This window comes from Pseudomonas sivasensis (assembly GCF_013778505.1).
Lineage (GTDB): Bacteria > Pseudomonadota > Gammaproteobacteria > Pseudomonadales > Pseudomonadaceae > Aquipseudomonas > Aquipseudomonas sivasensis.
Map to the genome: position 1 here is coordinate 39,489 of NZ_JAAOWU010000012.1, position 19,658 is coordinate 59,146.

Below are 19,658 nucleotides of genomic sequence, written 5' to 3' on the forward strand. Positions count from 1 at the left end.
AAAATCCAGCGTTCACATGGGTGATCGCGCCCGCTGAAAACACGCGGACACCCTCACCCTTACTGACTCAGCGATAGACCGGAAAACGACGACACAGCGCGACCACGTGTTCGCGCACACGCTGCCCGACCTTGTCGCTGTCGCCGTTTTCCAGTGCGTCCAGCACGTCGCACAACCAGCCAGCCACTTGCTTGCAAGTCTCCACGTCAAACCCGCGGGTGGTCACCGCCGGTGTGCCGATGCGAAGGCCGGAGGTCACAAACGGTGAGCGCGGGTCATTGGGCACCGAGTTTTTGTTGGTAGTGATGTAGGCACGGCTCAGCGCAGCGTCGGCGTCCTTGCCGGTGTAGGGTTTGTCGGACAGGTCGATCAGCATCATGTGGTTGTCGGTGCCGCCCGACACGATTTTGTACCCGCGCTGTTGCAACACTCCGGCCATGGCCCTGGCGTTGATTACCACGCGGGTCTGGTAGACGCTGAACTCCGGCTTAAGCGCCTCCTTGAATGCCACGGCCTTGGCCGCGATCTGGTGCATCAGCGGGCCGCCCTGCACGCCGGGAAACACCGCGGAGTCGAGCTTTTTGTAGAAAGCTTCATCCTGACCTTTGGACAAAATCAAACCGCCCCGAGGCCCGCGCAGGGTTTTGTGCGTGGTGCTGGTGACCACATGCGCATGGGGAAGTGGGTCCGGGTATTCGCCCGCAGCGACCAGCCCGGCGACATGGGCCATATCGACCCAGAAAATCGCCCCGACCTTGTCGGCAATGCTGCGCATGCGTGCCCAGTCCTTGTAGCGCGAATACGCGGAAAAACCACCGATCAACATTTTGGGGCGCGCTTGCAGCGCGATTCGCTCCATCTCGTCATAGTCGAGAAAGCCGGTTTCCGGGTTCAGCCCGTAAGGCACGATGGTGTAGTGACGCCCCGAGAAATTGGCGGGGTTGCCGTGGGTCAAATGACCGCCCTGGGCCAGGTTCATGCCCATCACCGTATCGCCGGGGTTGATCAGTGCGAGGAAGACCGCCGCGTTGGCCTGGGCGCCCGCATGGGGTTGCACATTGGCGTAGTCGCAGTTGAACAGCGCCTTGACCCGCTTGATGGCCAGCCGCTCGGCGACGTCGACGTACTCGCAGCCGCTGTAATAGCGCTTACCGGGGTAGCCTTCGGCGTACTTGTTGGTGAGCACCGAGCTCTGGGTTTTCATCACTAGCGGGCTGGCATAGTTTTCCGAGGCTATCAGCTCGATATGGTCTTCCTGACGATGTGCTTCGTTCTGAATGGATTCATACAGCTCAGGGTCGAAAGCGTTCAGGGTCAGCGTCGAGTCATACATGTGCAAAGTGTCCTTGGTCAAGAATTCAAACGGTCGGTGACAGCAGGCGCGTGATGCGTACGGCGATGTCGTCGATCTGTGCGTCATTGCAGGTCAGCGGCGGCATCAGGCGCACGGTGGTGCCCCGTCTGACGGTGATCAGCAGACGTTGTCGCAACCGTTTCGGCCTGTGGGGCCGCCGTCTTTTCACGGCGCGGCAACTGCCCATTGAGCACGGCGTAGGCTGCCAGGCCGATGACCAGGCCCCAGAACGCGCCGCCGATGCCCAGCACGGTGATATTGGCCGCGCAGGCCAGAAAGGTGATCAGCGACGCTTCCCGGGATTTCACGTCCGCCATGGCATTGGCCAGGCTCGCGCCGAGTGTGCCCAACAGCGCCAGCCCGGCCAGGGTGGTGATGAAGGTCGCCGGGAAGGCCATGAACACCGCGGCCAGGGTCACGCCGAAGATCCCCACCAGGATGTAGAAGATGCCCGCGGCCACGCCTGCGACCCAGCGCTTGGACGGGTCTTCGGAGGCTTCCTTGCCCGTGCAGATGGCGGCCGTGATGGCGGCGATGTTGAAGGCATGGGAACCGAACGGCGCCATCAGCAGAGAACCTAGCCCGGTCACGCTGAGGATAGGGTTGGCACTGGTGTTGAAGCCGTCACTGCGCAGCACCAGCATGCCCGGCATGTACTGCCCCGTGAGGGTGATCAGAAACAGCGGCAGCGCGACGCTCAACAACGCATTGACCGAGAACTCGGGGCGTGTGAACACCGGAGTCGCGAACTCCAGCGCCAATCCCGTGAAGTTAACGCGCTCCTGCATCAGCAAAAAGCCAAGCCCCAGCACCAGAATGCCGACCACCGCGTAGCGCGCACTCAAGCGCTTGAACAGGATGTAGGCGCCGATCAACACGCCGACCAATAGCGGGTCGACGCTCATGCTGGCGAACGCACCGATGCCGAACTGCAGCAGAATGCCGCCCAACAAGCCCGCTGCCACACCTGGCGGGATCAGCCGCACGGCTTTCTCAAAGTAACCGGACACGCCCAACAGCACGAACGCTGCCGCCGAAATCATGTAGGCGCCGATGGCCTCGGCGTAGGGCGTGGTCCCCAGGGCGACGATCAAAAACGCCGCCGCAGGCGTCGACCAGGCGGTGATGATCGGCTCGCGGCTCACCCAACTGAGAAACAGCCCGGTCACCCCTACCCCGATCGACACAGACCAAACCCACGACGCCGTCAACTCAGGGCTGAGCCCGGCAACCTTGGCGGCCTGAAACACCAGGATGAACGTGCCGCCGTAATTGACGATCACTGAAATCAACCCGGCAACCACCGGGTGCAGCAGGTCCCGCAGATGAACGGACGAGAGGGATTGAGTAGATGACATAGGTTTTGGCTCCTTGCTGGACGATGTATCCATCCGGTCGCTGTTAAGCGGTCATTTATAGCGTTTGAATGGCAGGTTTAACCCCTACGCTTTAGCGCAGCCGACCAGACCACTTGGCGTGGTCCGTCAAGCATGCTCTCGCGCAAACGCGCTCATGAACCCCCATAACGCCTCGAACGCCGGCACTGAAACGGCGTTGAAACCGTGGGATGGCGAGGGCCAGAGTCTACGGATAAACTGGCCTGCCCCTACCTGCCATTTCATGGAAAGAGAGCAGACCACATGGCAAAGACCTTCGAGCTTGAAACCCTGAAGATGCGCCTCAACGACGCCGAGTTTCAGCTGCTGGATCTGCACCAGCGGATCCAACGTGCATTACGTGCGCTGATCCTCGACGGCGCCCTCGGCCCCGGCTTGAAACTGCCCGCCACGCGGGTGCTGTCCAAGTCATTGGGGTGCGCCCGCGACACCGTTGAGAACGCCTATGTGCAGCTGCATCGGGACGGGTTTATCGTGCGCCGCGAAGGCGCCGGCAGTTACGTTTGCGACACGGTGGGCGTCGAATTGCGCGGTGCCGGCCGCCCACGCCTCAAGGCTCAGGAAACCAGGAGCAGCGTCGCCGCACCGGGCGCCGAACTCAGCCAGCGCGGGCGGATGATCTTCGACACCGGCGGCGTGCGCGATCAGCAAGTCATCAAGGCATTCGCCACCGGCCTGCCAGAAACCCGCAGCTTCCCGACGGATGTGTGGGAGCGTTTGCAGCGCCAGGTCATGAAGGACTATCGCGCCAGCGTGCTGCTGCATGGCGACCCACAAGGCGCCGAGCCCCTGCGCAAAGCGATTGCCACCTACCTGAACCTCGAACGCGGCGCCAAATGCTCACCCGACCAGGTGCTGGTGTTGAGCAGCACACGTCAGGCGTTGTACCTGTGCGCGCAATTGCTGGTGGACGCCGGCAAGCCGATCCTGCTGGAAAACCCCGGCTATTACGGCGCCCGCAAGGCCTTCCAAATTGCCGAAACCAAGGTGATGCCCATTGATGTCGATGAACACGGCATCCGCACCGACCTGCTTTATGCCGACCGCAGCGGCGCCAACTGTGTGTATGTCACGCCCTCTCACCAGTACCCCACCGGCGCGACCTTGCCCCTGGAGCGGCGACTTGAGTTGATCAATTGGGCGGCGCAAAAAGGCAAGTGGATCATCGAGGATGACTACGACAGCGAGTTCCATTACGACGGGCAACCCACGGCCTGCGTGCAGGGCCTGGACAAGTATCAGCGCACGCTCTACATCGGCACCTTCAGCAAGACCCTCTACCCCGGCCTGCGCATGGGGTACATGGTGCTGCCCTCTGCGCTGGTGAAGCCCTTTGCCTATGCCCGCAGCATGATGGACGGCCACACACCGCAAACACTGCAACTGACCCTGGCGCGTTTTATGGAAGACGGTCATTACAACGCCCATGTGCGGGCCATGCGCAAGCTGTATGCCGGACGACGCTCGATCATGCACGACGCGATCGGCAAGTACCTGAGCACCGTGGTCACCGCCGAATTGCCGCCGGGCGGGTTGCAGATCCCCTGCCTGCTGAAAGCCGGATGGTCCGAGGAGAAAACCATCCGCCAGGCGGCTACTGCCGGCGTGCAACTGTCCGGCCTCAGCGGTTTGTACGCGGGCGAACCGAAGCAACAAGGCTGGCTGCTGGGCTACTCCTCCCTGACCGCGCATGAAATAGAAGCCGCCATGTTGCGCCTGGCCAGCGCCCTGAAAATCTAATGGCCCAGCGCGCAGTTCAGCAGCAGTTGCCGGGCTTGTGCGGCCATCCGCGCGCGCCGGGGCAAGCGCCTGGGATGATCAGGCGTGGAGTTCCTGTCGGGCGATCTGCTCGACCTGATCCAGGTCTACCCTGCGCGTCCCCGGATGTACGCCATAGTTGAGGGCCTGGAGAAGTTGAACGCAGCGCCATGGGACAAATGCCCACCTGACTTGAGGTCCAGGCCCAGGATCTTTTCCCCCGGTTCCAGCAAAAACAAAACCAGCATATTCCCCCGCCAACCATTAAAAAAAGCAGCCCTTTGGCACCGATAACATCGTTTCTCGGGGGCACCGCTTATCCCTATATTGATCCGCACTATCTGTGTGAACGACTCAACGTTCACCCCTCAGTGCGAGTAGTCTCAATGAACAAAAAACCTGACAGCGCAGGGCTTGATAATGCGGGCGCCGGGACACGGGCGGTCTGGGGTGGAGAGCAAGTCAGGCATCCCTATAACGCCACGCAGACGCCTATTGTGCTCAGTGCGGCGTATGGTTACGACGATATCGACGTCTGGTACGACGTCGCTATGGGTAAAGCCCCGGGCTTTATCTATAGCCGCATGAGCAACCCGACGGTCGAGACCCTCGAAGCCAAGATTGGTGAGTTGGAGAAAGCCGAATCCGCAGTTGCATTCAGCAGTGGCATGGCGGCTATCAGCAGTGTGCTTTATACCTTCCTGGCCCAGGGTGACCGCGTGGTGTCGACCAAGGACAGTTACGGCGGCACCAACAAGATTTTCGAGGAGTTCCTGCCGCGCACGGGGGTGGAGGTGACCTTGTGCGAGACGTTCGATCACGAGGCGATCGAACGGGAAATCGCCAGGGGCTGTCAGGTGGTGTACCTGGAAACGCCGACCAATCCGACACTGAAGATCCTTGATATCCAACGCCTGGTTGCGGCGGCCAAACGCGTGGGCGCGCTAGTGGTAGCCGACAACACGTTTGCCACACCACTCAATCAGAACCCCTTGGCCCTGGGGGTCGATGTGGTCATTCACAGCGCGACCAAATTCCTCAGTGGTCATGGTGACGTATTGGGCGGCCTGGTCTGCGGCAGTGAAGCCCTGATGGCCAAGGTTCGGCATTACCGTGAAATCAACGGTGCCACCCTTGATCCATTCTCGGCTTACATGATCATTCGCGGTATGAAAACCCTGGTGCTGCGTATGCGTCAGCAGCAACACAGCGCCCGTGCCCTGGCAGAATTTCTCTGCACAGAGCCGCTGGTGGCTTCGGTCAATTATCCCGGCCTGGCCGACCACCCGAACCACGCGGTGGCGTGTGCGCAGATGGGCGGTTTTGGCGCCATTGTCAGCTTCGTACTTGTTGGCGGCATGGACTCGGTCAAGCTGCTGCTGCCACGCCTGCGATTTGCACACTGTGCGGGCAATCTCGGTGCGGTGGAAACCATTTACGGCCCTGCGCGCACTACCAGTCATGTGGAAAACACGCTGGAGGAGCGCCAGGCGCTGGGCATTTCGGAAGGATTAGTGCGGGTTTCGGTGGGTATCGAAGACACCGACGATCTGCTCGACGATTTAAAGCAGGCGTTCGCATTTGTCAGGGGTTTGCGCGATGAAAAAAGTCAGCAGCCCGCCTTCAGCGAGGGGGTGAACTGACCTTTCAAACCTCACGACAGGGCCGTCTGTGAGGCGTTTCATGAAGAGGAATAATAATAAAACTGTGTGGCGACGCTTCTATCTGCCCTCACTACTTTCATGAGAACAACCATGTCCATAACAGAAGAAAAAACCAACACGCGTGCCGGCTTCAAACAGGAAATGCAGACGCGCCACATTGTCATGCTGGCCTTGGGTGGCGTGATTGGCACCGGACTCTTTCTAACCTCCGGCTATACCGTTAACCAGGCAGGCCCGCTGGGTGCGGTGATCGCCTACATCATCGGCGCACTCATGGTGTACATGGTGATGATGTGCCTCGGCGAACTGGCAGTGCAGATGCCGGAAACCGGCTCGTTCAGCACGTACGCGACCCGTTTTCTCGGCCCAGGCACCGGCTACACCGTGGCCTGGCTGTATTGGCTGACGTGGACGGTGGCCATTGGTTCGGAGTTCACCGCCGCCGGCATCCTGATGACGCGCTGGTTTCCTGACACGCCCGTGTGGATCTGGAGTGCATTGTTTGCCGGGGCGGTATTTTTTACCAACGTGGTCTCGGTCCGTTTGTTCGCCGAGACTGAGTTCTGGCTGTCCCTGATCAAAGTGGTGACGGTCGTGGTGTTCCTGATCATCGGCGGCGGCGCTATTCTCGGCCTGCTCAATATCGATCAGGCCCACAGTATCGGCCTCGGTAACTTCACACGCGAAGGCTTGTTCCCCACCGGTTTCATGTCGATTGCCATGACCTTGCTGGCGGTGTCGTTCGCGTTTTCAGGCACCGAACTGATCGGTATCGCCGCCGGTGAAACCAAGGACCCGCAACGCAATGTGCCACGGGCCATCCGCACCACTGTGCTGCGCTTGGCTATCTTCTTCGTCGGGACCATTTTCGTGCTGGCGACGTTGCTGCCGCGTGAGCAGGCCGGTCTGGTCGAAAGCCCCTTCGTCACCGTGTTCACCTACATCGGTATCCCCTACTCCGCCGACATCATGAACTTCGTGATCATCACCGCGCTGTTGTCGGCCGCCAACTCCGGGCTGTACGCCGCCTCACGGATGCTCTGGACCCTGAGCGACCAAGGGCACCTGCCCAAGCAGTTCTCCCACTTGACCCGCATGGGCACCCCATTGAACGCCATCGTACTGAGCATGGTCGGTGGCGGCGCATCCCTGCTCAGCAGCGTGTTTGCCGCCGACACGGTGTACCTGGCGCTGGTGTCGATTTCCGGGTTGGCGGTGGTGGTGGTGTGGATGAGCATCGCCGCGAGTCAAATTGCATTCCGCCGTCACTTCGTGGCCAATGGCGGCGACGTGCGCGACCTCAAATTCAGGGTCCGGGGTTACCCGTGGGTGCCTTTGGGCGCACTGGTGTGCTGCAGCCTTGCTTGTGTGGGGATCGCGTTCGACCCGGAACAGCGCGTCGCGTTGTACTTCGGTTTGCCCTTCATCGCCTGGTGCTACTTCGTGTATTACATTACCCGTAACAGCCGCGAACGACGCTTGTCGCTCGCCACCACGGTTCAGCCGTCCCCCTAGACGGTGTGGGCAAGCGTGCTGAGTACCGCGTCAATAAGGTCCAGACCATGAAGCAAAAGCCGCTCCCTCCGTTGAACTGGCTGCGCGCGTTCGAGGTGTCCGCCCGAAGCCTGAACTTTACTCACGCCGCCGACGAACTGTGCCTGACCCAGGGCGCGGTCAGCCAGCAGATCCGCCAACTGGAAAGTCATCTGGGCGTGGCGCTGTTCAAGCGCCTGCCCCGTGGACTGGGGCTGACCGAAGAAGGCCAGGCCTATCTGCCGGTGGTGCAGGATGCAATTACACGGCTGGCGGTGGGCACCAACGAGATTTTTGGCCAGCACAAACGGCGGCCGATCAAGGTGCGCGGCAGCCTGGCGTTTTTCGTCCACTGGCTGGCGCCCAAGCTGGTGGACTTTCGTCAGGCTCACCCCCACGTCGATATCCGCTACATCAGCAATATCTGGATCAAGGAACTGGATGGCGAAGACGATATGGAAATTCGCTGGGGCCATGGTCAATGGCCTGGCCTCGTGTCCCAGCGGCTGACCTGGGACACCTTGTTCCCGGTCTGCTCACCCGCCCTGATGGCACGATCACCGCTGACGGTGGCGAGCGACGTTGCGCGGCATACGTTGTTGCATGTGCTGGGTTACGAAGAGGGTTGGGGATACTGGCTGAAGATGGTCGGCGCGGACGACGTCGATTCGTCCCGTGGCATGCAGTTCGACACATTGATCTCGACGTTGCGCATGGCCGAACTCGGGCAAGGGATTGCGCTGGCGCGCTCCTCAATGGTTGACGAGATGCTCCAGGACGGGCGTTTGATCGAGCCCTTCGACCAGCGCATCGAAGCCAGCGAGTCGTTCTACCTGGTACGCGGCTCCGGGGCAGACCAGCACCCCGACGCCATGATGTTTTCTACCTGGCTGGTCGAGCAGGCCCATCGCTACAAATAAATGGCCGGAGCCAAACCATGCACTACATAAGCACTCGAAGTTCGACCGTGCAGGCCGACTTTGAAAAGGTCGTGTTGTCCGGCCTGGCCGACGACGGCGGACTGTTCGTACCCACCGAACTGCCGCTGTTCGAGCCCCAGGATATCGCCAACTGGTCAACCTTGCCCTACGACGAACTGGCGTATCGGATCATACGTCCGTTTGTTGGCGGGACCATCCCCGAAGCGGACCTCAAGCGCCTGCTCAAAGAAGCCAGCAGTCAGTTCAAGCACCGTGCGGTGGCGCCGCTGCATCAGGTCGATCGCAACGAATGGGTGCTTGAGCTGTTCCACGGCCCGACCCGCTCCTCGAAGGATTTCGCCGCGCAGTTGCAGGCGCAACTGGTGCAGTACTTTCTGCATAAGCACCCGCGACGCGCAGTGGTGCTCGGCGCCACCAACGGAGACACCGGACTCGCGGCGATCGAGGCGTTCAAACACAGTAACGACACCCACGTGGTGCTGCTATACCCGGAGTCCGCGGTCGCGCAGCATCAACTGCACGAGTTGCAGGGGGTTGCGCATCCCAATGTGCATACGTTCGCAGTCGCCGGTAGCTTTGACGACTGCCAGCAGCTCGCGAACCACTTGTTCAGGCATTGGCCCAACCCGCGCCATGAGGCGATCAGCTTCAATTCCAGCAACTGGGTCAACGTGCTGGCGCAGCTCGTGTTTTATTTCTACGCCGTGCTGCAATTGGGCGCAGGTCAACGATCTGTCGGCTTCAGCGTGCCGGCGGCGAGTTTCGCCGAAGTCTACGCAGGCTACATCGCGCAAAAAATGGGCCTGCCGATTACCCAAATCATCGTCGCGACCAACAAAAATGACGCCCTGCATCAGTTGTTCCTCAAGAACCATTACAGCCGCCAGCGCGCTGACAAGACCCTGTCACCGGCCATGGACTTGTCGATTTTCTCCAACCTGGAGCGTTTTCTCTGGGAGTTGTATGGACACGACGCTGCGGCAGTCAGTGCGCTGATGGCTGAATTCGAAGCCAGCGGCGAGATGACCATCGCCAACGACTGCTGGTTGCAGGCCCGGATGATCATCGACTCTTATGCGGTCAGCGATGAAGAAACCCTGGCCGAAATCGCCTCGCTCTACCGTGACACGGGCTACCTGATTGACCCCCACACGGCCACCGGAGTACTGGCCGCAAGGCTTTATCGGCGCAGCCTGGTCGCGCCAATGGTCACCCTCGGGGAAACTTCACCGGCCAAATCCGCTGCGCTGCTCAACGAACTGGGCATCAATGTGCCGGGGCAACACGGCCAGGCGACAGCGCACTTACACGCGCAGCGTTACCGGATAACGCCCGACGACGCCGGCCTCCTTTATCAACTGCTCGATACGCTGTGAACGACGGGAGGCAGGGGGCCACATGAAGCGCATTCTGGATCCGCTCGATGAGCGCATCATCGCCGAGTTGCGGCTCAATGCCCGGGCCGCTCACGCTGAGCTGGCGGCCAAGGTCAACCTGTCCCGCAACGCCGTGCGCCAACGGATCGAACGGCTGGAGCGTGACGGTGCAATTCTGGGCTATACGGTACTGACCGGCGACGGGCGCCAAGCCTCATCCCAGATCAACGCAGTGATTTTCGTCTATCGCTATGACCGCATGCGCGGCGAGGATGTCTTGCAGGCCCTGCGGGCAATTCCTGAAGTGATCCAGTGCGACGTCATGAGCGGCGAATTCGACCTGATGCTGCGCGTCGGCGCATCAAGCCCGCAGCGGGTGCATCAGGTCTGGACTCAAATCTCGGCCCTGGCGGGGGTGGAAAATACCGTGACGTCATTCGTTCTATCGTCCGTTGTCTAAACCGGTTTCGCGGTAAAAAAAAAGCCAACGATCGTTGGCTTTTTTTGTTCCCCACGCAGCACCTACCCCTTGGTCAAAACGCCCATGAAATAGAGCAAATTGGCATATTTCACTGCCATGGTCGCGCCCCTAATCTTATGCCAGACCACTCATCACACAGATCAAGGGCATAAAAAAATGACTGAATATAAAATTGCGCTGGTGGGCTTCGGTGGCGTCAACCGAGCGTTGGCCCAGTTGATTGCCGAACGCAACGAATACTGGAAAAACGCACTGGGTTTTACCCTGAAAATCGTCGGTGTCACCGACCTCTTCCTCGGCTCACTGATCAACCGCCAAGGGCTGGATGCCGCCTCACTGGCCGCGCTGCCGGTGACCAAGGGCGCCCTGGCAAACCTACCGGGGGGCGACGCGGTCGCGCGCACTGAAGCCGTGATCAAAGACTCCGGCGCAGACATCATTGCCGAAGCGACCTTCACCAACCCGGTGGACGGCGAACCTGCGACCACGTTCTGTCGCTGGGCCCTGGAAAACGGCCAGCACGTGGTCACCACCAACAAAGGACCGATTGCCTTGCACGGTGCGGCGCTGAAGGCCCTGGCTCAGCGCAACCACGTGGCGTTTGAATACGAAGGCTCGGTGATGAGTGGCACGCCTGTGATCCGCCTGGCCAGGCAATTGCTGGCCGGCAGCAGCATCAACAGCTTCGAAGGCATTCTCAACGGCACCTCCAATTTCGTCCTGACCCGCATGGAAAATGGCCTGGGCTTTACCGAAGCAGTCGAGCAGGCGCAGGCCCTGGGGTACGCCGAAGCCGACCCGACGGCGGATGTCGAAGGCCATGATGTACGTCTCAAGGTGGTGATCCTGGCCAACGAGCTGCTGGATGCATCACTCACCGTCAGCGATGTGCGCTGCAACGGTATCAGCGCCCTCACCCTTGAGGACATCGATCAGGCCCGCCAGAACAATGCACGCTGGAAACTCATTGGCGCCGCCACACGGCATGCCGATGGCTCGGTCAGTGCCAGCGTCGAACCGCGCCTGTTGGGCAACGATCATCCGCTCTCCAGCATCGGCGGCGCCACGAATGCAGTGTCGTTCAGCAGCGACCTGATTGGCACGGTGACGGTTTCGGGACCGGGTGCCGGTCGTACAGAAACAGCCTTTGCGCTGCTGTCGGACATCATCAGCCTTCATCAATCCGCTGCACAGGGTCGGGAGTAAGCCAATGAACGTATCGAATTTGGCCCGTACGGTTGGGGCAGCACAAATACAGGTGTTCAATCCCTTTGACGGTGCGCTTGTCGGCACCGTAGCCGACGTGTGTGCGTCCCAGGTTCCGCACTTGCTGGAACAGGGGCGCCAGGGCGTTCGGGCCAGTGCGGGCTTGCCGCGTTATCGCAGGGCACAGATTCTCGAACAGACGGCCTTGAACATCGAACGCGATGCATCGGCATTTGCCCGACTGATCGTCGACGAAGCCGGCAAGACCCTCAAGCAGGCGCAAAAAGAGGTCAAGCGCTGCGTCAACACCCTCAAGCTGTCAGCCGAAGAAGCCCGGCGCAATGCCGGCGAGGTGATCCCTTTTGATGCCTATGAAGGTTCAGAATCTCGCCAGGGTTGGTTCTCCCGCGAGCCCCTTGGCTTGATCGTCGCCATCACGCCATACAACGATCCCTTGAACCTGGTGGCGCACAAGCTCGGCCCAGCCATCGCCGGCGGCAACGCGGTGATTCTCAAACCGTCGCAATTGGCGCCGTTGTCAGCCATGAAACTGGTGGCGTACCTGATCGACGCTGGCTTGCCCGAATCGGTGGTCACGGTTGCCACCGGTGGTGCCGAACTGGGCAAAGCCCTGGTCGCGGCGCGTGACGTGCGCATGATTTCCTTCACCGGAGGCTTTGTCACCGGTGAGCAGATCTCCCGCACCGCAGGCTTGAAGAAACTGGCAATGGACTTGGGCGGCAATGCGCCCGTAATCGTCATGGACGACTGCGACCTTGAGGCCGCAGTGGCGTGTTGCGTGTCCGGCGCCTTCTGGGCGGCAGGACAAAATTGCATCGGCACTCAGCGACTGCTGGTTCATGGGTCCGTTTATGCCGCGTTCCGCGAACGTTTTGTCAGCCAGGCCCAAGCCCTGTTGGTCGGCGACCCGTTGCTTGCCAGCACCGATATCGGCCCGATGATTACCCGACAAGCGGCGCAGAATGCCGAGCGCGTGGTAGCCGACGCGTTGGCCCAAGGCGCAACCTTGCTGTGCGGGCACACACGACAGGATTCGTGTTACGCCGCCACCGTATTGGAAAACGTCGATCACGCCAGCGCACTCTGGCGCAACGAAGTCTTTGCGCCCGTGGTGGTATTGCAACGGGTTGAGTCCTTCGATGAGGCCATCGCGCTGGCCAACGAGCCTGACTACAGCCTGCACGCCGGTATCTTTACGAGCGACCTGGCGACGGCCTTGAGCGCCGCCCGCAGGATTGAGGCGGGAGGTGTGATGATCAACGACTCGTCCGACTATCGCTTTGATGCAATGCCCTTTGGCGGTTCCAAATACGGCAGCCTCGGCCGTGAGGGCGTGCGTTTCGCCTACGAGGAGATGACCCAACCCAAGGTGGTGTGCCTGAATATCCGGGCTTGATCGATCCAAGGTAGTCAGCAGTGGGAGCGGCTGCCTCCCATTGCCAGCCGTCCCAGGCACTCACCGCTGACAGGCATTGATCGGCGGTACTCGCCGACGCCAGGGTTGCGCACGCTCCAACTGCGCAGCAAGGGCGAACAGCGTACTTTCCTCGCCAAAACGGCCCGCGAAGTGGGCGCCCATCGGCAGGCCGGCGGCGCTCCAGTACAGCGGCACCGACATCGCCGGTTGCCCGCTGGCGTTGAACAACGCGGTAAACGGTGAGTAGCTGTGAAACTGCTCAATCAGTTCATCCAGGCTCAAGCGGTCGTCCTGCACATCCAGCTCGCCAATCGGTGCCGGCTCACGGGCCAGGGTCGGCGTGAGGATCAGGTCGTATTCCTGCATGAACATCGCCAACTGCCGGCCCAAGCCATGAATCCATTCCACCGCGCCCGCGTAATGGGCCCCGCTGACATCGCCCTTGCTGCGCAAAATGATCCGGGTGCGCGCCTCAAGCTCCTCGGGCTGCACCGCAAAGCCGCGCATCTGTCCCAGCACGTCGAGATAGTGACGGGTACTGGCGCCAATGATGGTGAAGACCTGATCGAGAAATTCCGGCAGTGACACCGGCAACTTCACCGGCTCAACCCGATGGCCCAGGGATTGGCACAATCTGGCGGCCTCCTGCACCGATGCCAGCGCTTCGCTGGACGTCGGCCAAGGCCCGAGTTGCTCCACCAGTGCGATGCGCAGCGGCTTTGGGTCGCGCTGTAACGCCGAAACATAGGGCTGCGCCTGCACCGGTGCGGCATAGGGTGCGCCGAGGTCGATCCCGGCCGTTGCATCCAACAAGGCGGCGCTGTCACGTACCGACAAGGTGATCCCATGGGGCGTGCCCATGCCGGCCCAGCCTTCGCCGACCATCGGCCCTGATGGCAACAACCCGCGACTGGGCTTAAGGCCAAACACCCCGCAGCAGGACGCCGGCACGCGCAAGGAGCCGCCGCCGTCGTTGCCATGGGCAAACGGGACGACACGCGCCGCCACCAAGGCGGCCGCGCCACCGCTGGAGCCGCCCGCACTGTGGCCGGTGTTCCAGGGGTTGCGTGTGGCGCCAAAGCGCGTGGACTCGGTGGAGTACGACGTGCCGAATTCGGGCGAGGTGCTGGTGCCGGCGATCACGCAACCGGCACGGCGCAAACGGGTCACCAGTTCGGCCTCAAAATCTGCGCGAAACCCTCCCAGTGCCTGGGAACCGTTGGTCATCGCCGCGCCGTTGACCGGCGAAAACAAGTCTTTGATCAAGGTCGGTACGCCCGCGAATACGCCGTGGCCGGGCTGCACGGTGCGTGCAGCTTCACGGGCCGATGTGTACAGCCTTTCGGCCACGGCATTGAGCTGCGGCTCGACCCACTCAATCCGGTCAATCACCGCTTCAAGCAACTCGCCGGGGTGCACTTCGCCACGGCGGACCCACTCGGCCAGGCCGGTGGCATCCTCGCTGTCCAACAGATTCTGGATGTTCATGTTTATCTCCTTTTAGTTACGAATGACTTGACCGGAAGGCACCCGGAGCCCCTTTACGTCGGGCGTGCAGGCCTGCCAGCGCCCAGATCGCCGCCGAGGCAAAGCTGGCCAGCGCCAGCCACTGGATGGAGGTGCGCAGGTCAACGGCGTAGACACTGAGCAGCGCCACCACCAGCGGGCTGACAAATTGGCCGAAATACAGGCAAGCCGTGAACCCGCCCAGGCCGCGCCCGCGCGTCCGGGCACTCAGGGCATTCATCACCGGCGCCATCACGTTGGGCACCAGCAGCCCGGCGCCCAGGCCGTGAATCAGCACCGCCACCAGCACCGCGATGTAGCTTTGCCCGCGCATCAGCAGCCACAGCCCCAACCCCAGCAGAGCCAGCAACAGCGCGTTGCAACCGACGATACCGAAGCGTCGACGCAGCAATGGCCAGGCCAGCGAACCGCCCAGGGTCGCGAGCAAACCCAAGCCCGCCGACAGCCCGATCAGCGTGCTAGAGGTCACTCCCAGGCCGACCAGCAGAATCGGGGCCTGGATCGGCACGATAAAACTCAGGACCATCCCGCTGAGAATCAGCAGATAACCCAGTACCAACGGCACCACGGCTACCCTGCCCGGCTCGGGTTCGTCGAGGGACTGCGGGCGGCTAGCCGGTTCCCACAGCACCTTCATCATCAGCGGCACCAACAGCAATGGCAGCAGGTACAGCAGGAACGGCAGGCGCCAGGAATGCTCGCCCAGCGCGCCGCCCACCACAAAGAACAGCGAGCCCACCAGGCCGATGGTTACTACCTGCCGATTGATGTAACGCAGCCGTTCCTCACCGTGCCAATAGTCGGCAATCAAGGTGGCGCAACAGGTCATCACGGCGGCTTCGGCGCAGCCGAACAACAGGCGCACGCCCACGATGGCCTGCAAGTTATCCAGCAGTGCCGGTAAGGCGCCGAGCACGGCGTATAACAAGGTCGCGATGACCAGCAACGCCTTGCGCCCGACCCGGTCGGCCAACCAGCCGGCCAACGGCGCGCACAGTGCAATCGCCAGCGCCGGCCCGGTGACCGCCAAGGGCACCAGCAAGTCGGCGCGCGGCTCCAGCGGACCAAACGTGGCGCCAAGCTTGGGCAGGATCGGCGCAACCATGACCGCGCCCATGATCGTCAGGCTGCTGCCGAGCATCAGCACCAACCCTTCACGGCGCCCGCTGGCTTGCCGGGGTGGTGCGTATTCAGAACGTGATGGATTCATGGCCAGCCCCTTAAAAGCTTTGAGAAATGCGCAGCGCCACGGTGTAACCCTCGGCACGGTTGCGCGCGTCGGTTTCCTTGTAGGCATGCAGCCAGACCGGTGGCAGGCCCGGCTTGAAGTAACTCACCGCCGGCCCCACTGCCAGCACCCGTGCCCGGTTGCCCGACTGCAACCCTGGCGCATCGTCATCGCTGAACTGGCGGTAGTAATAACCGCCCAGGCCCAACGTCCACGGGCCGATGTGCTGGCCCACGGCAAACTCGTGGCGGTACTCGACACCGTTTTTGTAATCGGTTGCGGGGTTGCGGGTGTTGACGTCGACTTCAAAGCTTGAGGAAACCTCGAAGCCACTGTCGGTGAGGTAGGTGGCGTTGACGATCGGCGAGAACGTCCAGTGATTGAGACCGGGGGAAACCAGACGGTTCTTGTCGTAGTCACCGGTAGGCGCCTGGATCTGCAATTGGGTGTTGATGAACAGATTCGGCGATGGGTTCCATTGCAGGATCACCGGCAGGAATTGCACATCGGCCAGTCGAAACGGATCAGCCTCCAGGCTCAGCGGCCCAATGGGGGTCGGCACCTTGACGGAAGCGTCCATCTTGAAAAACGGCACCACCACGCCAAACCCATAGTGGGCGCCCAGTACAGTGTGATCAGTCATGCGCATATAGGCGACGCCAATCGACAAGACGTCCAACGAGAAGTGGTTGTCGATCGAACGGCCGTTGCGGTCCTTCTGCACATTGGCCGAGTAGAACGCCGTACGCAGCCCGATGGTGCCGAACGGCGTGGCCGGTGGCATCATCCCCGCGCCGAAGTCATACACGCCGACCGCCGTGGTCGGCGCGCCGTTCTCGGTCGCCTGGACGCCGGCGCAGCAACCGAGCAGCCCCAGGGTGAACAACGTCTTGCGTGCAGCGCTTGCGTTATTGTTATTGCTCATCGAATGCCCCTCCCAGCAAGTGGTGTGGGTCATCCTAGGCAGCAGCGCCGTGGGCGGGTTATCCGTTTTCAGCAGAGTTGCGTACGGCGCAGGGTCTGTGAAGGGGTTTCACCAAACAGGGTGCGATAGTCACCGGAGAAGCGGCTCAAATGCCAGAACCCCCAGCGTGCCGCGACGTCCTGTACGTTCAGGGATTGGGTGCTCATTCGCAGTTCACGACGCACTGCATTGAGGCGCAACGCACGCAAATACGCCACCGGATTGATCCCCAGGGTTTCCTGGAAACAATATTGGAGTTTGCGCCGGCTGGCGCCGATGTGGTTACACAGGTCGAGGATCGACAACGGCTCGTCGAGGTGACTCAGCGCGTATTCCCGTGCGCGGTCGACCATCCTTTTGCGCGCGGTGGGGTTGAGCGGTGGCGCGTGATCCGGCGCAATCAGCTCAAGCACGTGCAGCATCACCGAATCCCGCAGGCCACGGCGGATCGAATCGTGTCCCAGCAACGCATCCCGCGCTTGCTCGGAGCCGGACAGTGCCTCGAACAGCGCCGCGAGTTCAGCCTGCACAGACGAGTCACCCAAGCGGTAACACTTGGGAAGATCGGTAATTCGAAAGTGGCTGCCCTGACGCTCCAGCACATGCTCAAGGACGTGCTCGTCAATGGCCACACTGAGCAAATCCAGGTGTTGGGGAGTGTGCAACTCAGGAAGATGCTCACCGTGGGCGACCAACAGGCTTGGCTCATGGATCGGATGCCCCGAGCAATACACCGGGCCATCGGCACTCAAGGGGATGCTGAAAGTGATCGCGCCTTTCCACGCCATGCCACTTTTGATCATGGCCTGATTAGAGCGGTCGCGGGCCAATTGCATCCAGTCCGACCGGAACGCCACCAACTCCCCTTCAAAGGCCCCCGCAGACACTTGATCGTAGCGAACCTGCCAGCCGTGCATATTGCGAGCGTGCTCGTCGATATCGCGGGTCAGAAAACGTTGGAGCGCTGGCGCCCCTCGGGCAACCACCGCGGCCTCAGGCATCAGCACATTATTGTTGTTCATGGACCCAACCTTTTTCAGTTGCAAGGCTTACCGGTCAGGTACGAGGCAAGTTCCATTCCGAACTCAGGTGATGCGGCACATTTGTGCCGAAAACGGATAGCGATCGGTGCTGCGCGGGGCGAACACATTCACTTATTAACTAAATTTAGCCCATCAAGGCTTTATGTTTTTCAGCTCGTTGAGCAAACCCAGCAGCTGCTCCATTTTTTCCGCGCCAAACTGTTCCTCGATTTTCTGGTAGTTGCTTTCCATGCCTTCACTCATGGAAACGAAGCACTGCTGGCCGCGTTCGGTGAGGGCGACGAACACGCGGCGCTGATCCTGGCTGGACTTCTGCCGACGCACCAGGCCGTCACGCTCCAGGCGACTCAGCACGCCAGTCATGCTCGGTTTGAGAATGCATGCCTGCTGGGCGAGTTGGTGGCTTTCAAGTTCACCCTGCTGGCGCAGTATGCGAATGACGCGCCACTGTTGTTCAGTCAGTTCGTGCTGGTTCAGGGCGGGTCGGAAAAAAGCCATTGCGGCTTCACGGGCTTGCAGCAAGGTCAGGGTCAGCGAAGGTCGGGGGTTGGCCATATCGGCACCACTTGAGGGGGCGAGTCGGCAGCTTAGTGTCGCCGGCCTGTCCGTGCAAGCCGCGCGCAAGCCTGTGAAAAGTGCAATCGGTTCCGTGTAAAAGCCATTCTGTCGCACCGCTGCGCTGGTCATGCTGATCCGTACAAGATCAACAAGATCAAGGCGCAGTTCCCCATGCCTGTCTCAACGCAGCCCCAATTGTCGCTGGCGGTACTCCCCCGGAGTGAGCTGTGCGTAGCGCTGGAAAAACCGACTGAAGTAGGCCGGGTCCTTGAAGCCGAGCTGGTAGCAGATCTCGTTGGCGGAGCTGCCCGTGAACATCAGCAGCCGCTTGGCCTCCTGCATGAGCCGCTCCAGGATCAGGCGCTTGGACGGCAGGTCGGCGATGCGCCGGCACACATCGTTGAGTCGCGCCTCGGTCACCCCGATGCCTTGCGCATACCGGGACAAGGGCCAGTGTTGCTGGTAGTGCGCTTCGATCAGCTCGTTGAAACGGTGGAAAATCCTCAAGTCTTCGTGCCGCGCAGGCGTGGCTTTCAGCGAGTGGGAGCACAGCCGCAGCAGGCTGATCATGATCAAGCGCGTCAGGCTGTCCAGGGCCGCACTGTGCCCTGGGCGCTGGGCCTCGACCTCTGCACTGAGTTCCTCGAACAGAAAATCCAATCGACGGATTTCACTCGCGTCATGCAGGCCCAACTGCGCCAGCGCCACGCACGCGGCCGGGAGTTGCGCGCCCGCCGGCGCCAGGCTGGGATCAGCATCGATCAGTTGCCAGACCAGTTGCTGGCGCACCGTCAACACATGCCCGTCACTGTCGGCCTCGGTCACAAAGGAGTGCGGCACCGTGGGCGGCGTGAGAAAGAACATCGGCCCGGACTCGACGTATTGCTGGTCGTCCAGGTACACCCGCACCGTACCGCTTTTCACGTAGTGAACCTGGAAGAACCGGTCGTGCCGGTGAATCGGCATGTTGCGCCCGAAGAAACCCGCGAGGTTGGCCAGCCGGTCGTAGTGGACCTGCGCGTCGCTGTAGCGCTGGTCGTACACCTGGCCAATGTTGATGTTGGGAATGGGTTGTCGGTCGGTCATCGCACGCTACTCATTTTTATTCTGATTGCCGGGGTGCTGCCACGCTCATCCTGCACCGATTTGGGCAGCGCAACCAACGCGAGAACAGTCTGCCACGCTTGACG

At 61.3% G+C, this 19,658-nt stretch carries 17 protein-coding genes; 8 read left to right on the forward strand and 9 right to left on the reverse strand.

Translation table 11 applies throughout. The features are described 5' to 3' along the window. Window positions 1–67 precede the first annotated feature (67 nt). Together glyA and G9Q84_RS19210 are read right to left on the reverse strand one after the other, a co-directional pair. Window positions 68–1,333 carry a serine hydroxymethyltransferase gene (glyA, locus tag G9Q84_RS19205; protein WP_181643897.1) on the reverse strand — a complete coding sequence of 422 codons (1,266 nt, stop codon included), beginning with the start codon at window positions 1,331–1,333 and terminating at the stop codon, window positions 68–70. Window positions 1,334–1,416: 83 nt separating this feature from the next. Beyond that, window positions 1,417–2,712, reverse strand: coding sequence for a benzoate/H(+) symporter BenE family transporter (locus G9Q84_RS19210; protein WP_242461460.1), 1,296 nt, complete (start codon window positions 2,710–2,712; stop codon window positions 1,417–1,419). A 282-nt stretch (window positions 2,713–2,994) separates the two neighbouring features. Between G9Q84_RS19210 and pdxR the strand changes: the two genes are divergently transcribed. Continuing rightward, on the forward strand, window positions 2,995–4,491 hold the full coding sequence (pdxR, locus tag G9Q84_RS19215) for a MocR-like pyridoxine biosynthesis transcription factor PdxR (RefSeq protein WP_181643898.1): 1,497 nt from the start codon (window positions 2,995–2,997) through the stop codon (window positions 4,489–4,491). A 125-nt stretch (window positions 4,492–4,616) separates the two neighbouring features. On the opposite strand, the gene G9Q84_RS29385 is transcribed toward pdxR, so the two are convergent. Next, window positions 4,617–4,757 carry a hypothetical protein gene (locus tag G9Q84_RS29385; protein ID WP_242461461.1) on the reverse strand — a complete coding sequence of 47 codons (141 nt, stop codon included), beginning with the start codon at window positions 4,755–4,757 and terminating at the stop codon, window positions 4,617–4,619. Between the two features lie 138 nt (window positions 4,758–4,895). Between G9Q84_RS29385 and G9Q84_RS19225 the strand changes: the two genes are divergently transcribed. The 7 genes from G9Q84_RS19225 to G9Q84_RS19255 all read left to right on the forward strand — a co-directional run bounded on the left by G9Q84_RS19225 (window position 4,896) and on the right by G9Q84_RS19255 (window position 13,127). Beyond that, the gene (locus tag G9Q84_RS19225) at window positions 4,896–6,152 is read left to right on the forward strand and encodes a cystathionine gamma-synthase family protein (protein WP_181643899.1); all 1,257 of its coding nucleotides are present in this window, start codon (window positions 4,896–4,898) and stop codon (window positions 6,150–6,152) included. A gap of 111 nt (window positions 6,153–6,263) precedes the next feature. After that, a complete protein-coding gene (locus G9Q84_RS19230) occupies window positions 6,264–7,688 on the forward strand; it encodes an amino acid permease (RefSeq protein WP_095184837.1) in 1,425 nt (474 codons plus the stop codon). Window positions 7,689–7,735: 47 nt separating this feature from the next. Then, entirely contained in the window at window positions 7,736–8,626 is an 891-nt protein-coding gene (locus G9Q84_RS19235) for a LysR substrate-binding domain-containing protein (protein ID WP_032891405.1), read from the forward strand. Window positions 8,627–8,643: 17 nt separating this feature from the next. After that, a complete protein-coding gene (thrC, locus tag G9Q84_RS19240) occupies window positions 8,644–10,023 on the forward strand; it encodes a threonine synthase (RefSeq protein WP_181643900.1) in 1,380 nt (459 codons plus the stop codon). Between the two features lie 22 nt (window positions 10,024–10,045). Next, window positions 10,046–10,483, forward strand: coding sequence for an Lrp/AsnC family transcriptional regulator (locus tag G9Q84_RS19245; protein WP_032891403.1), 438 nt, complete (start codon window positions 10,046–10,048; stop codon window positions 10,481–10,483). A 177-nt stretch (window positions 10,484–10,660) separates the two neighbouring features. Further along, entirely contained in the window at window positions 10,661–11,710 is a 1,050-nt protein-coding gene (locus G9Q84_RS19250) for a homoserine dehydrogenase (protein WP_181643901.1), read from the forward strand. A gap of 4 nt (window positions 11,711–11,714) precedes the next feature. Next, window positions 11,715–13,127: an aldehyde dehydrogenase family protein gene (locus G9Q84_RS19255; protein ID WP_181643902.1), complete on the forward strand. Its 1,413-nt coding sequence runs from the start codon at window positions 11,715–11,717 to the stop codon at window positions 13,125–13,127. 60 nt (window positions 13,128–13,187) lie between these two features. Here the strand turns inward: G9Q84_RS19255 and G9Q84_RS19260 are convergent, their stop codons facing one another. The 6 genes from G9Q84_RS19260 to hpaA all read right to left on the reverse strand — a co-directional run bounded on the left by G9Q84_RS19260 (window position 13,188) and on the right by hpaA (window position 19,554). Further along, a complete protein-coding gene (locus G9Q84_RS19260; RefSeq protein WP_122757278.1) occupies window positions 13,188–14,636 on the reverse strand; it encodes an amidase in 1,449 nt (482 codons plus the stop codon). A gap of 16 nt (window positions 14,637–14,652) precedes the next feature. Continuing rightward, window positions 14,653–15,885: an MFS transporter gene (locus G9Q84_RS19265; RefSeq protein WP_181643903.1), complete on the reverse strand. Its 1,233-nt coding sequence runs from the start codon at window positions 15,883–15,885 to the stop codon at window positions 14,653–14,655. A 10-nt stretch (window positions 15,886–15,895) separates the two neighbouring features. After that, window positions 15,896–16,828, reverse strand: a complete 933-nt coding sequence (locus G9Q84_RS19270) for a SphA family protein (RefSeq protein WP_122765090.1) — start codon at window positions 16,826–16,828, stop codon at window positions 15,896–15,898. A 68-nt stretch (window positions 16,829–16,896) separates the two neighbouring features. Beyond that, window positions 16,897–17,889, reverse strand: a complete 993-nt coding sequence (locus G9Q84_RS19275; RefSeq protein ID WP_099602418.1) for a helix-turn-helix domain-containing protein — start codon at window positions 17,887–17,889, stop codon at window positions 16,897–16,899. A gap of 153 nt (window positions 17,890–18,042) precedes the next feature. Then, window positions 18,043–18,465, reverse strand: a complete 423-nt coding sequence (gene hpaR, locus G9Q84_RS19280; RefSeq protein ID WP_032891392.1) for a homoprotocatechuate degradation operon regulator HpaR — start codon at window positions 18,463–18,465, stop codon at window positions 18,043–18,045. Window positions 18,466–18,648: 183 nt separating this feature from the next. Further along, the gene (hpaA, locus tag G9Q84_RS19285) at window positions 18,649–19,554 is read right to left on the reverse strand and encodes a 4-hydroxyphenylacetate catabolism regulatory protein HpaA (protein WP_181643904.1); all 906 of its coding nucleotides are present in this window, start codon (window positions 19,552–19,554) and stop codon (window positions 18,649–18,651) included. Window positions 19,555–19,658 lie beyond the last annotated feature (104 nt).